The following is a 12,993-nucleotide window of genomic DNA, read 5'->3' on the forward strand; positions in this document are numbered from 1 at the left end:
TAAAGCACCTCATTTCATGCTAGGCGAGAATTTAAAGACTAGAATAATTAATATTTTTATGGTCAGTTATAGCGTTATATTTCGTTTCAAACCATTGTAATTGATGATGTAAGCGAACGACCTCTCCTACAATAATCATACTAGGGTTTGTTATTTTTTCTTTTTCAACATCTGTTAAGACATTTTTTAATGTACTTATGACAGTTCGCTGTTGTTCAGTAGTACCGTAATGAATGAGTGCAACAGGGGTGTCTTGATGTTTTCCATTTGAAATTAGTTGATGACGAATATATGGTAAATTATTAACTCCCATATAAATTGCTAGAGTATCGATGCCTTTTGCTAAAGCTGCCCATTTTACAGTATCCTCTTCTTTGCAATGCCCTGTTACAAATGCAAATGAACTACTGTAATCGCGGTGGGTAACAGGTATGCCGGCATAAGCTGGAGCTGCTATACCTGAAGTAATACCAGGAACAATTTCAAATGAAACACCACGTTCAACAAGATAAGCTGCTTCTTCACCTCCGCGGCCAAAAATGAAGGGGTCTCCACCTTTTAATCGAACAACGTTTTTTCCTTTTTTAGCATATTTCACTAGGAAGGCATTTATAGTTTCTTGCTTCAATGCATGGTAGTTTGGTAGTTTACCAGCGTATATTAACTCGACGGATTCTTTTGCATAATCTAGTAGTTCCTTATTGACTAATCGGTCATATATAATGACATCTGCATTTTGAATGTACTTTAGTCCTTTTACAGTAATTAGATCAACATCCCCTGGCCCAGCACCAACTAAATAAACTTTTCCAATCATTCCACACACCTCATTATTATCGTTTACTTAAAACTTCTAAATCTAAAACAAATCCACCACTTTGATTAACTTTCTTTTTTTCATACATTAGTAGATCTTTAACGACTGGTTTTTTTACATAAAACTTTTCAAGTTCAGTATCAACTAACTTAAATGCTTTTTCATCATCACTTGCTAAAATAACAATAGGTACGACACGGCTTTGGATTGTTGCTTCAAATCGATATAAAAACATATGTCACCGTCTTTCTTTAAGATGCTTTAACAGTTTCAAGAATAGCTGTTAAATGATTTTGCAATTCTTCAATTCCAACTCTTGATACATAATCTAAATAAGGTTCAGAAGGTAGTTTATTTTGACTAAAGTGCTGCAAGAATTTTTCTAATACAAGATGTAGGGCAGGGGATTCAACCTTACCTTTTAATTTTTCGTTTAATTTACCACCGTTCGCTAATGTACCACCTACGTAAATTTCAAAAGCTTCTACTAATTCTTTTTTCTCATTACGAGCTTTGATTCCTTGAAGACCTATATCCGCGATTGCTCTTTGACCACAAGAGTTAGGGCAACCGACCATATGAATTCTGACAGGGACATCTAATGTGATTTTTTCATCTAAATAAGAAGCAGTATCCTTCATACGAGCTTTTGTTTCCACTAATGCTAAGTTGCAATATTCATTTCCAGTACAAGCGACAGAGTAGCCAATGAATTTTGGAGGCACTGGCGTGAATTTTTCAAGAATAGGTTCCTTTAATAGTTCATCAAGATTTTCTGTTGGGATATTTGGCAAAATTAAATTTTGTGAATTACAATTTCGTATTTCACCATTACCATATCTTTTTACGATTCTAGCTAATTCAAAAACGTCCTTAGAATGTAATCGTCCAACAGGTATACTTAATCCCACATAATTTAGTCCTTCTTGCTTTTGTGGATGAACTCCGTAAAAATACCCTGCATTCCATGACCCCTCAAAGCCTGTTCCTTTCGTTAATAGCTTACCTGTGTATCCTTCTAAAACTTCTTTAAACTTCTCAACTCCCCAATCAGCGACCAAAAACTTTAAACGGGAGTGATGGCGTTTTTCACGATAGCCAAAATCTCTAAAGATTGTTGTAACAGCTATTGAAACTTCTTTAACTTGATGTGGTAGTACGAATAGATCTAGTTCTTGAGCTAAATGTGGAGCGGCAGAAAGTCCACCACCAACTTTTACATGGAAACCAGAAGTTTCTTTTCCATCAATCTCTTTAATTGCAGGAACAAATGAAATACAGTTAATTTCTGCATTGGATGCATTACTTTTATTCGTACTAATCGACATTTTATATTTTCTAGGTAGATTAGAGAAATCTTCATTAAACTGAAAAAATTCATAAATTTCCTTCACAATTGGTGTAGTATCAAATAATTCATTTGGATCGATTCCTGCAAGTGGATTTCCAACGATATTACGAGTAATATCACCGCATGCACCGGAACTAGAAAGCCCAACTTTTTCTAAACGGGTGAAAATATCTGGTATTTGATCAATTGTTAACCAATGAAATTGGATTGCTTGACGAGTTGTAATGTCATAAACATCTCGACCATAATCACGAGCGATATCAGCTAATGTGACAAGTTGATCATGCGTTAAAATACCAGAAGGAACATTTACACGCATCATAAAATATCCGGCTTCTTTTGGTTTTTGTAAATAGCATCCAGCCCACTTGAACATATCCCATTGATCCTTTGGAATGGATTCAAACCCATTTTCAGCATAGTAGGGGATGTCATCATAAATTTTTAGTCCATCTTTAACGAGTTTCTTTTTTTCAGTTTCATTTAACTTAAGATTGTCTTTCCATATTTTTTCAAATGCCATCGAACATCACCTTACCCAATATAATTTTTACTCTTTAAAAATTGAAGTACTGTTTCAACACATTCTTGAACGGATAGTTTATCTGTGTTTAATGTAATTTCTGGATTTAATGGAGCTTCATACGGAGAACTGATGCCCGTAAAGTTTTGAATTTCACCATTTTTTGCTTTTTTGTAAAGGCCTTTCGGGTCTCTACTTTCACATGTCTCAACAGAGCACTCTACATAAACTTCAATAAATTCATCTTGAGCGACTAATGACCGCACTATATTTCGATCAGCTATAAATGGGGAGATAAAGGCTGTTAATACAATTTGCCCATTATCTACAAAGAGTTTTGCTACTTCACCAATTCTACGAATGTTTTCTGTTCGATCATAATCAGTGAAGCCAAGATCATTGTTTAATCCGTGACGAATATTATCACCATCTAAGACGTATTGTTGAACATTAAGGTTGAACAATGCTTTTGCGATTTCGTTAGCGATAGTTGATTTCCCAGAAGCAGATAAACCTGTAAACCATAAAATAGTGCTGTGGTGATTGTTTTTGAAACGACGATCTTGTTTTGTAATACTTGCTTGGTGCCAAACAATATTTTTAGACATTTAAAATTTCTCCTATTCTGCTGAAATTGATTGAGGTTCTTTCAATCCCTCTATTAATACTTCAACAACTTCTTTCCTACTAAAAGCTGAAGGAGGAACTTCACCGTTTTTCAGCATTTCACGAACCTTCGTACCAGATAAAGTTACATGGTGCTCACTACCATGCGGACAAGTTTTTGTTGAACCCATATTCTCGCATTTTGAGCAATAGAAACTATTTTCAAAGAATAAGAGATTGATTCCTAATTCATCCTGTGAAAAGTTTTGAAAGATTTTTTGTGCATCATATGTTCCATAGTAATTACCTACTCCAGCATGATCACGGCCAACTATAAAATGTGTGCAGCCATAATTTTTTCTAACGATCGAATGGAACACAGCTTCTCTTGGGCCCGCATATCGCATAGCGGCAGGGAATACAGCTAAAAATACTCGGTCTGTTGGGTAATAGTTTTGGAGTAATACTTTATAGCTTTTCATACGTACTTCAGCAGGAATATCATCCGATTTTGTCTCACCAACTAATGGGTTTAAGAACAAGCCATCTACGATTTCAAGTGCAGTTTTTTGAATATACTCATGTGCACGATGAACTGGATTACGAGTTTGAAACCCAACAATTTTTTTCCAATTTAATGACGCAAATTTTTCTCTCGTTTCTTTTGGACTTAAATAATGCTCAGTGAACTTAGTACGATTAATTTGTTTAATAACAGTTACTTCTCCACCTAAATAAACATCACCACGAGAATACATTTTCGCAACTCCAGGGTGGTTTGTGTCAGTAGTTCCATAAACAAACTGTGCTTCTAGTAACTTATTAGGTGTATAAATATCTTCAATCGCTAACAATGCATACACATCATTTTCCCAAGTAAGTTTCACTACTTCACCTAGTTTTAGCTTACTAGCTAATTGACCATTTACAGGAAGGGTAATTGGAATACTCCATACTGTTCCGTTTTTTAATCTCATTGTGCTTACGACTTGCTCATAATCATCTTTTCCTAAAAATCCAGTTAGGGGACTATAAGCACCATTTCCAATTAGCTCGAGATCACTTAAAGCTATTAAATCTAAAGGGATTTCTTTCAGACCATCTCTAACAGCTACTTCTGGATAAAATCGATTAATTAAGACTCCACCGTGAGGGGCTAAACTCATTTCTAAACACTCCTTATATTTTCCTAATTTAATAGTTAGTAAGAATAAAATTTAGTTTTTTAGCATCTAATAAGACAACTAGTCATGTAAACCGCATTCTGTTTTATTTGTTCCTGACCAACGTCCAGAACGACTATCTGAAGAGTTCGAAACAGGCAATGTACAAACCTCACAACCAATGCTTGGATAACCTATATCATGTAATGGATTGTATGGAAGGTTTTTGTAATATACATATCGCCAAACTTCCTTCCAAGTCCAATGAATTAAGGGGCAAACCTTAATTGAACTGAACTTATTATCTAGATTAAGAAATTCTGTTTTCTGCCTAGAAGGTGATTGTTCCCTTCTTAAGCCTGAGATCCAAGCTGGAGCACCTTTTAGAGCTTCTTGAAGTGGTAGGATTTTACGAATATTACAGCACTTATTCGGTTCACGCTTCCATAACTCATCTCCATGAATACTCGCTTGTTCTTCTAAAGTAAGACTTGGTGTTTTCTTTTCGATTTGTAAGTGTGGATACTTTGCTTTGACACGGTCTATTAATTCATATGTTTCTTTAAAATGTAGGCCGGTCTCTAAAAATACAATCTTTGCATCAGGCTTAACTTTTGAAATTAAATCAATTAATAAGATTCCCTCAACACCAAAGCTACAAGCATAAATTAGCTCATCACCATAGGTTTTGTAAGCCCACTCAAGTACTTCAAGTGCACCTTTAGTTTCATTATCAATCGAAAAGCTAGGAATATTTTTCTCATTCCAATTTTCAAACTTCATTTTCTTTCCTCCAATTGACTAAAGAGAGTAGAGCGGAAACAGATCTTTTTCAAAAGAAAGTTTATTTCCATTCAAGTTATCCTAAAAAGAAAAAGGCAGCCCAAATCTACAGTTTCGTAGACTTGAGCTGCCTCTAGTTTTTCTAGTCAGCAGGAACACATTTTACTTTAATCGTATTTTTTCTTGCTTTTCTACTTGAATAATTCTCCCATCTTGAACGACTAATGTGATTGTTCCAAATTTTAAACCACTAAGTAACGATTCCACGACCTCAATGATGGGTTTTAAGTCGTTGGCTTGGCTCATGGGCTTCCTCCTAGATATTAATTACAACTAAGTCTATCAGAATTGTATGAATTGTCAATTTGAAAAATGATAATTTATTAAAAAAATTTAGGGGCGATCGTTAAAGGCAAGAATTTCAAGTCAATGAGGTAGAACATTAAAGTCAGAATATGCAAGTGGAATATTTTATACTACGCTACCATTGCCCAGATTACGAATTCCTAATTTCTGACTTAAATATCAGTTCTTTTACAAAGTTGGTGAATATACAATTACTTAAGGAAGATAATAATGGAATAATAATTTTTTGTATTTAGAGGAGGTACGTTTTGTCGATACTTCATAACGAACCATTGGTTTCTGCGGTGATCGCGTGGTTTATTGCGCAGTTCTTAAAGGTTATTATTCATTTGTTTAAAGAAAAGGACTTTGATATATCTAAGTTTTTTGCCTCTGGTGGTATGCCAAGTTCACATTCTTCTACGGTGACAGGATTAGCACTGAGTGTAGGGTTAACAGAAGGATTTGAAAATGTTACTTTCGCAATCTCAGCGATTTTTGCGACGATTATTATGTATGATGCTTCTGGGGTTAGACTTGCAGTTAGTAAACATGCAAAGTTATTAAATGATTTTTTTCATGGGAGAATAAAAAATTATAAAGCATTAAATGAATTAGTAGGTCATACTTCATATGAAGTTGTTGTCGGAGCAATATTAGGCATAATCGTTGCTATATTTGTTTCAAAATTTTAGCGCTCAAATATAAATCAATTTGATTTATATTTTGGGCGTTTTTTTATCATCTTAAGAAAGAATAAATATGCAGTTAAGAAGGACAATCGTCGTAGTTACACAAATTACATTTACGACTCGGTCTTCACTTTAAGGTCTATCAATTTTTGCGAGTTTTCTTTAAAAATTCTTATGTCAAAATATAAAATAAATAGGCGAATTTACACTAAAGTTTGATAAAATATTGGTAGGATATGTAAATAAGGAGTGGAAAGATGAAAAGTACAGTAAATGAAAATAGTGCTTGGAAAAAGGTGGGTCGTTCGATATATCAACTTCGATATTTTATCATAGCAATATTAGCCGTGATTTCAATTTTTTTAGGTGTCTATTCTAAACATTTACCGGGCATTTTGGATGGGGATGGATTTAGAACACCTGGGGAATATGAACAAGCTAAGAATGTATTGGAAAAAGAATTTGAACAATCACCCGACTCACTAATCATAATTCTTGAACGGAATAAAGGGGTAACCGATGCTAAATTCCAATCTGAAATTGAACGTGTCGTTAAAGAAGTTCAAAAAGAAAAGAATATAGCACAATTTCATCATCCTCTAAATAATCCAAGTATGAAAAAGAAGAATATCGCTTACTTATCTTTTTTATACAATGAAAAGGACCATGATAAGCTTGTTGATCTAAATAATAAATTTGCAAAAAAAGTAGAGTCCTTGTCAGATGATTCTGTGAAAATAGGTACAACTGGATTTACGATCATTAGTGATGTTATGAATAAAACTAGTCAAAAAGACTTAAAGAAGGCTGAAATGATTGGTGTTCCAATTGCGTTTATTGTACTGTTTTTTGCATTTGGAAGTTTAGTTGCATCTGCTATTCCAATTATTATTGGTATGATTAGTATTTTAAGTACTTTTGGTATATTAGCCTTTATTGGAAAACATATTGAATTGTCAATCTTTGTATTAAATGTTGCACCGATGATTGGATTAGCACTATCAATCGATTTTGCATTGCTATTCGTTAGTCGTTATAAAACTGAATTACAGAATCATTCAACGGTGAAGGAAGCGATTAGTGTCACATTTGCAACAGCCGGCAGAGCGATTATTTTTTCTGGAATTTGTGTGTTTATAGGTTTATCGGCACTTTATTTCATTAATATTGATTTATTTAGAAGTGTTGCAATCAGTGGCGCAGTTGTAGTTTTAGTCAGTTTATTTTTATCATTAACATTACTACCAGCAGTACTTTCAGCCCTTGGTAAAAATATTAATAAAGGTACGCTAAAATCGATTGCGAATCGAAGTCAAGACCAACAACAAGCAGTTTGGAGAAAATTTGCAAATTTCGTTATGAAAAGACCAGTCATTATGGCTCTAACATCGTTAATCATATTAGGTCTTTTTGTCATTCCAATTAGAGATGTGCACTTAAATATACCGACGATTGACGCATTACCGAAGGATGCAGCATCGCGAATTAATTATGAAAAATATCAAAAAGCGTTTCTTCCAGAAGCTCAAAAGCATGGGACAATTTCAATCGTATTGGCATCTAAAGATGATTTCTTGAATCAAGATCATTTAAACACCTTAGAAAACATACAGAAAAAACTTGAAAAAGATCAGAATGTTTATGAAGTAAAAAGCGTGTTAAATGCAGTTAATTTAAATGCACAGCAAGTATTACCTGCTTTAAAAACTCCTAGTGCTTCAAAAATTCAGCCAGCGATTGATGCTTATATTAAAAATAATAAAACATATATACAAGTTTTCCTGAATTCTAATCCGAAATCAGAAAAGGGGAAGCAATGGGTACGAGATTTTGAGGATAAATATAAAGGAAAAATTGAAGGCCTTAACTATACTGTAGGTGGTCAAGTTAAATTCGAACAAGAATTATTTGATGAGATTACAGATAATATTTTATACGGTTTACTTGTCATTATGGTAAGTACTTTCATCATATTAATGATTGCTTTTAGGTCAATTATCATCCCAATCAAAGCAATACTAATGAATGTATTATCACTAAGTGCAACTTTTGGAATTATTACGTGGCTATTCCAGGGTGGGAAATTTGGATTACCTCAATCTGATATTATGTTGATTTTACCAGTGTTTGTCTTTGGATTAGTTTTTGGCTTAAGCATGGACTATGAAGTATTTTTAATGTCAAGAATGCAAGAGTTATATTATGAATCTGGAGATAATACTTATTCGACTAGAGAAGGTTTAGTATCGACGAGTCGTATTATTACATCAGCAGCGTCCATTATGATCGTTATAACTGGAGCATTTGCTTTTACTGATATGGTACCGGTAAAACAAATGGGAATCGGTATCGCAATAGCTATATTCTTGGACGCTACAATCGTTCGCTTAGTCTTAGTTCCAAGCTTAATGCAGTTATTTGGAAAATGGAATTGGTGGTTTCCATTTAGTAAAAACAATATCGAAGAACGATCGAAAAAAGTTGTGTAAATTAAAAAGGAAACTGCTATTCATTTAAAGATGGATAGTAGTTTTTTTGTACTGTAAGAACTCTAAATAGGGAAAGATGAAGAAAATCGATGTGGTTTCCAATTTTATATGTCTGTCTTAACCTTAAATCGATCCAGTCGGCGAATTTTCATTAAATTTATCGGAAGTTGTCTATCTGTGTAAAAATTCCCAATTTTTTGAAACCGTAGAAAATAAGTGGTCAAATTTGGTAAACTATAATTATGGAAAGAGGGGAGAAGTAAAAATGTTAAAAAGATCTTTTAGAGCAATTTTAATAAGCTGTCTTGTATTAACGATTAGCTTATTAGCCGCATGTGGTAACAATAATGATAAGACTGCAAAAGGGAATAAGCATGTGAAAAACCCAATTGCAACGATAACTGTAAAGGACTATGGTGTCATTAAAGCTGAATTATATCCTAATATTGCGCCAAATACAGTAGATAATTTCATTTCACTAGCAAACAAAGGGTTTTATAATGGTTTAACGTTCCATCGAGTTGTTAGAGATTTTGTTATTCAAGGTGGAGATCCAGAGGGAACTGGAAACGGTGGTCCAGGATATACTATTAAAGGAGAATTTACATCTAACGGTTTTAAAAATAATTTAAAACATACAACAGGTGTATTATCAATGGCAAGAACTGGTGAACCTAATAGTGCTGGTAGTCAATTTTTCATAATGGCTAATGATACACCAGACCTTGATGGACAATATGCATCATTTGGTAAAGTAATTGAAGGAATCGATATTGTTAAAAAAATCGATGAAGTTGAAGTAGATTCAATGGAAAAACCTGTAACTCCTGTAGTAATCGAATCAATTAAGATTGATACAAAAGGTGAAAAATATAGTAAACCTAAAACTCAAAAAGAATAAACATATGTAATAATTACATAAACGTAAAAAACTACTTCCTATAATGAAGTAGTTTTTTTATTTACATTAAATAGATTATAAGCCTTTTTTTACTTTACCAGACCAAAGCTTGAAGCCGCCTTTAAGTTGGTAAAGCTCCATTACGCCTTGTTTACGTAAAATACGTGCAGCTTGTCCAGGACGAACGCCCATTTGATCGTATAAATAAACTGCCTGATCTCTACGAATTTCTTTTGAACGCGTTTTTAGTTGTGCGAACGGAATATTACGAGCACCTAATATATGGCCGTTCTTAAAATCTTCTTGATCGCGTAAGTCAATTAGTTGAGCTTTACGTAAGCCAGCACGAAATTCTTCCTCAGTTAACGTTTTAATTAAACGTTTTTGGTAGAAATACATTACTGTTGAGTATACAATGATACCTAGTACGACAAAAATTACTGGTAAAAACTGATTCAAATTTTTCATCACCTTTCAATTACCTACTTATCTTATTATAATTCTCTAATAGGATTGTGCAAGAAACTTTCATTAAAAAAGTAAAATTTTAAACAAAAAAGAGGAGTTTATCAACATGGCAAAGACTAAGTGGAACTTTATTAATAGTGGAGTGAAATCTGGTAGCTATAATATGGCACTTGATGAATGCTTAATTAAATGGCAAAGTGAAGAAGGCTTTCTACCAACTTTACGTTTTTATGAATGGGAAAATCCTACTGTTACAATTGGTTATTTCCAAAAAAATCAAGAAATTAGTTTAGATGCATTAAAAAAATACAATGGTGACTTCGTTAGACGACAAACTGGTGGTAGAAGTGTACTACATCATGAAGAACTAACTTATAGTGTAATCGTTCCAGAAAGCTATCCGAATATGCCTGTATCAGTAACTGAAGCATATAGAGTTATTTCAATGGGAATTTTGGAAGGGTACAAGCTTCTAGGTCTAGATGCATCATTTTCAGTACCAAAAACTGCTGAAGAAAAAAATCAACTTAAAAACCCAGCAAGTGCAGTATGTTTCGATGCTCCATCTTGGTATGAAGTCGTAGTGAACGATAAAAAAATTGCTGGAAGTGCTCAAACTAGACAAAAAGGCTCAATTCTTCAACACGGGTCAGTTCCATTAAATATTGATGTTGATATGCTATATGACCTATATATTTTCTCTTCAGATGCAGTAAAAGAGAAAATGAAGAAAAGATTCTTAGATCGCGCAACTTGGATTAATGCAGAAAGTGCTACTCCAAAAACAATGGCGGATCTATACGAAGCATTTGAAAAAGGATTTGAAATTGGACTAGACATTGAGTTAGTTCCATATGAATTAACTGAAGCTCAAGAAAAAGAAGTTCAAGACCTACTAGCTACAAAGTATAGTACTGAGGAATGGAACTTACGTAAATAATTTTATATGTAATAGGTAGTTTTGAGGAAAGCCTTTTTGGCTTTCTTTTTTTTGTGGGGATTAAGGGGGTAACAGGGTAAAGGTGCAAATTAACTTGGGGATGCAATTATCAAAGTGATAAGAGCAAATAAAAAGGACAAAGCAGCAAATAAAACCTGAGGAACGCAAATACCAGTGAAATAAGTGCTAATAAACAATGAAGTGCAAATATCTAAGGCAAAGGCGCAAATAAAACCAGAGGAACGCAAATACCAGTGAGATAAGTGCAAATAAACATGAAGTGCAAATAAACAAGGCGAACGTGCAAATAAAAGTCTGAGGAACGCAAATAATTGTGAAATAAGTGCAAATAAACAAAGAAGTGCAAATAAAAAAGGCAAAAGTGCAAATAAAATCTGATAATCGCAATTAAAAATAGGAAAAATGCAAATAAAATCCGAGAATCGCAATTAAAAATGATAAAAGTGCAAATAAAACAAAAATATACCCATACCCCTAAGGGTATTATAACGTGATTCGTACTTAAATCTAGTCAACTTGACCTTTAAAATTTATTTGAATGCCCGAGATAAGTGTAATTTGAAGAAAAATCGGTTCATTTTAAAGAAAAATATTTAGTTTTACTTCCAGAATTGCAAATCAGTTAAAAAATACATGTAATGCAGTTGTTTTCATATGCAATCAGTTAACAAAACAAAAAATAACCCGTAAACCCCAAGCGGTGCGCTACAAAAAATAAATGAACAACACAATAAGAAATGAGCTTCCTACCATTTCCAATGTTTTATTTTTTATTGGGGTCAATACTAAGCATTAACGTGGAGAAGGGGTGATTGGATGAAACCTTTTGTACCAAACCTTGTGTATTTTGAGCCTCAAGCTTTAGAGTATCCTTTAGGTAGGGAGTTAAAAGAGAAATTTGAGAAAATGGGGCTAGATATTAGAGAAACGACTTCCCATAATCAAATTCGTAATTTACCAGGTGAGAATGATATTGAAAAGTATCGTATTGCAAAATCAACTTTAGTTGTTGGATTACGTAAAACATTAAAATTTGAGACTTCTAAACCTTCTGCGGAATATGCTATTCCTCTTGCTACAGGTTGTATGGGACATTGTCATTATTGTTATTTACAAACTACACTTGGTTCAAAGCCGTATATTAGGGTATATGTTAATTTAGAGGATATTTTCGCACAAGCAGAAAAATATATGAAGGAGCGTGAGCCTGAGATTACAAGGTTTGAGGCAGCGTGTACTTCGGATATTGTAGGTATTGATTATTTAACTCACTCACTAAAGAAAACAATTGAATTTATAGGACAAACTGAGTTTGGTCGTTTACGATTTGTAACGAAATTTCCACATGTTGATCATTTACTCGATGCAAAACATAATGGGAAAACAACATTTAGATTTAGTATAAATTCTAGGTATGTTATTAAAAATTTTGAACCTGGTACGGGTTCTTTTGATGAGAGAATAGAAGCTGCGAAAAAAGTTGCGCATGCAGGTTATCCATTTGGTTTTATAGTGGCACCTATTTATATGCATGATGAGTGGGAAGAGGGCTATGAAGAGCTCTTTATTCGGTTGAAGGATGCATTAGGTGAATTGGCCGATGAGAAAATGACGTTTGAGCTAATTCAGCATCGTTTTACTAAGCCTGCAAAAAAAGTGATTTTAGAGAGGTATCCTAATACGAAGCTTGAGATGGATGAAGAGAAAAGGAAATATAAATGGGGGAAATACGGAATTGGAAAATATGTTTATCAAAAGGAAGAGGCTGCTTCAATCGAAGAGACAATCTCCAGCTATATAAATAAATATTTTCCGAATGGTGAAATTCAATATTTTACTTAAATGTGTATCTAATTAATAGGTACACTCTTTTTATTTTTGACATATTCTTATA

The 12,993-nt window shown here is 33.5% G+C and carries 13 protein-coding genes; 5 read left to right on the forward strand and 8 right to left on the reverse strand.

Annotation, left to right across the window (positions count from 1 at the left end):
- Positions 1-31: 31 nt before the first annotated feature.
- The 7 genes from cobA to CN692_RS15485 form a co-directional block, all read right to left on the reverse strand.
- Entirely contained in the window at positions 32-817 is a 786-nt protein-coding gene (cobA, locus tag CN692_RS15455) for a uroporphyrinogen-III C-methyltransferase (RefSeq protein WP_098120051.1), read from the reverse strand.
- Positions 818-833: 16 nt separating this feature from the next.
- Entirely contained in the window at positions 834-1,052 is a 219-nt protein-coding gene (locus CN692_RS15460; RefSeq protein WP_098120052.1) for a DUF3906 family protein, read from the reverse strand.
- Positions 1,053-1,068: 16 nt separating this feature from the next.
- The gene (locus tag CN692_RS15465) at positions 1,069-2,691 is read right to left on the reverse strand and encodes a nitrite/sulfite reductase (RefSeq protein ID WP_098120053.1); all 1,623 of its coding nucleotides are present in this window, start codon (positions 2,689-2,691) and stop codon (positions 1,069-1,071) included.
- Between the two features lie 11 nt (positions 2,692-2,702).
- Complete coding sequence (gene cysC / locus CN692_RS15470) at positions 2,703-3,299, reverse strand: adenylyl-sulfate kinase (RefSeq protein ID WP_098120054.1); 597 nt, start codon at positions 3,297-3,299, stop codon at positions 2,703-2,705.
- 12 nt (positions 3,300-3,311) lie between these two features.
- Entirely contained in the window at positions 3,312-4,463 is a 1,152-nt protein-coding gene (gene sat / locus CN692_RS15475) for a sulfate adenylyltransferase (RefSeq protein ID WP_098120055.1), read from the reverse strand.
- Positions 4,464-4,541: 78 nt separating this feature from the next.
- Entirely contained in the window at positions 4,542-5,243 is a 702-nt protein-coding gene (locus tag CN692_RS15480; RefSeq protein WP_098120056.1) for a phosphoadenylyl-sulfate reductase, read from the reverse strand.
- A 162-nt stretch (positions 5,244-5,405) separates the two neighbouring features.
- Positions 5,406-5,549: a YezD family protein gene (locus tag CN692_RS15485; protein WP_098120057.1), complete on the reverse strand. Its 144-nt coding sequence runs from the start codon at positions 5,547-5,549 to the stop codon at positions 5,406-5,408.
- A 308-nt stretch (positions 5,550-5,857) separates the two neighbouring features.
- On the opposite strand from CN692_RS15485, the gene CN692_RS15490 reads away from it, so the two are divergent.
- The 3 genes from CN692_RS15490 (at position 5,858) to CN692_RS15500 (ending at position 9,670) form a co-directional block, all read left to right on the forward strand.
- Entirely contained in the window at positions 5,858-6,283 is a 426-nt protein-coding gene (locus CN692_RS15490) for a divergent PAP2 family protein (protein ID WP_098120058.1), read from the forward strand.
- A 254-nt stretch (positions 6,284-6,537) separates the two neighbouring features.
- Positions 6,538-8,769, forward strand: a complete 2,232-nt coding sequence (locus CN692_RS15495; RefSeq protein ID WP_098120059.1) for an MMPL family transporter — start codon at positions 6,538-6,540, stop codon at positions 8,767-8,769.
- Between the two features lie 265 nt (positions 8,770-9,034).
- Entirely contained in the window at positions 9,035-9,670 is a 636-nt protein-coding gene (locus tag CN692_RS15500) for a peptidylprolyl isomerase (RefSeq protein WP_098120060.1), read from the forward strand.
- A gap of 75 nt (positions 9,671-9,745) precedes the next feature.
- Here the strand turns inward: CN692_RS15500 and CN692_RS15505 are convergent, their stop codons facing one another.
- Positions 9,746-10,138 (reverse strand): rhodanese-like domain-containing protein, encoded by a 393-nt coding sequence (locus tag CN692_RS15505; RefSeq protein ID WP_098120106.1) that lies wholly within the window; start codon positions 10,136-10,138, stop codon positions 9,746-9,748.
- Positions 10,139-10,244: 106 nt separating this feature from the next.
- Here CN692_RS15505 and CN692_RS15510 point away from each other — a divergent pair, with 106 nt between their 5' ends.
- Together CN692_RS15510 and splB are read left to right on the forward strand one after the other, a co-directional pair.
- A complete protein-coding gene (locus tag CN692_RS15510) occupies positions 10,245-11,078 on the forward strand; it encodes a lipoate--protein ligase family protein (protein WP_098120061.1) in 834 nt (277 codons plus the stop codon).
- 837 nt (positions 11,079-11,915) lie between these two features.
- The gene (gene splB, locus CN692_RS15515) at positions 11,916-12,941 is read left to right on the forward strand and encodes a spore photoproduct lyase (protein ID WP_098120062.1); all 1,026 of its coding nucleotides are present in this window, start codon (positions 11,916-11,918) and stop codon (positions 12,939-12,941) included.
- The last annotated feature ends 52 nt before the right edge of the window (positions 12,942-12,993 follow it).

This window comes from Bacillus sp. AFS002410 (genome assembly GCF_002556365.1).
In the GTDB taxonomy this organism is placed as follows: Bacteria; Bacillota; Bacilli; order Bacillales; family Bacillaceae_G; genus Gottfriedia.

Coding starts and splice junctions, on each gene's coding strand:
- cobA (WP_098120051.1), bottom strand. CDS start 817: ATGATTGGAAAAGTTTATTTAGTTGGTGCTGGGCCAGGGGATGTTGAT.
- CN692_RS15460 (WP_098120052.1), bottom strand. CDS start 1,052: ATGTTTTTATATCGATTTGAAGCAACAATCCAAAGCCGTGTCGTACCT.
- CN692_RS15465 (WP_098120053.1), bottom strand. CDS start 2,691: ATGGCATTTGAAAAAATATGGAAAGACAATCTTAAGTTAAATGAAACT.
- cysC (WP_098120054.1), bottom strand. CDS start 3,299: ATGTCTAAAAATATTGTTTGGCACCAAGCAAGTATTACAAAACAAGAT.
- sat (WP_098120055.1), bottom strand. CDS start 4,463: ATGAGTTTAGCCCCTCACGGTGGAGTCTTAATTAATCGATTTTATCCA.
- CN692_RS15480 (WP_098120056.1), bottom strand. CDS start 5,243: ATGAAGTTTGAAAATTGGAATGAGAAAAATATTCCTAGCTTTTCGATT.
- CN692_RS15485 (WP_098120057.1), bottom strand. CDS start 5,549: ATGAGCCAAGCCAACGACTTAAAACCCATCATTGAGGTCGTGGAATCG.
- CN692_RS15495 (WP_098120059.1), top strand. CDS start 6,538: ATGAAAAGTACAGTAAATGAAAATAGTGCTTGGAAAAAGGTGGGTCGT.
- CN692_RS15500 (WP_098120060.1), top strand. CDS start 9,035: ATGTTAAAAAGATCTTTTAGAGCAATTTTAATAAGCTGTCTTGTATTA.
- CN692_RS15505 (WP_098120106.1), bottom strand. CDS start 10,138: ATGAAAAATTTGAATCAGTTTTTACCAGTAATTTTTGTCGTACTAGGT.
- CN692_RS15510 (WP_098120061.1), top strand. CDS start 10,245: ATGGCAAAGACTAAGTGGAACTTTATTAATAGTGGAGTGAAATCTGGT.
- splB (WP_098120062.1), top strand. CDS start 11,916: ATGAAACCTTTTGTACCAAACCTTGTGTATTTTGAGCCTCAAGCTTTA.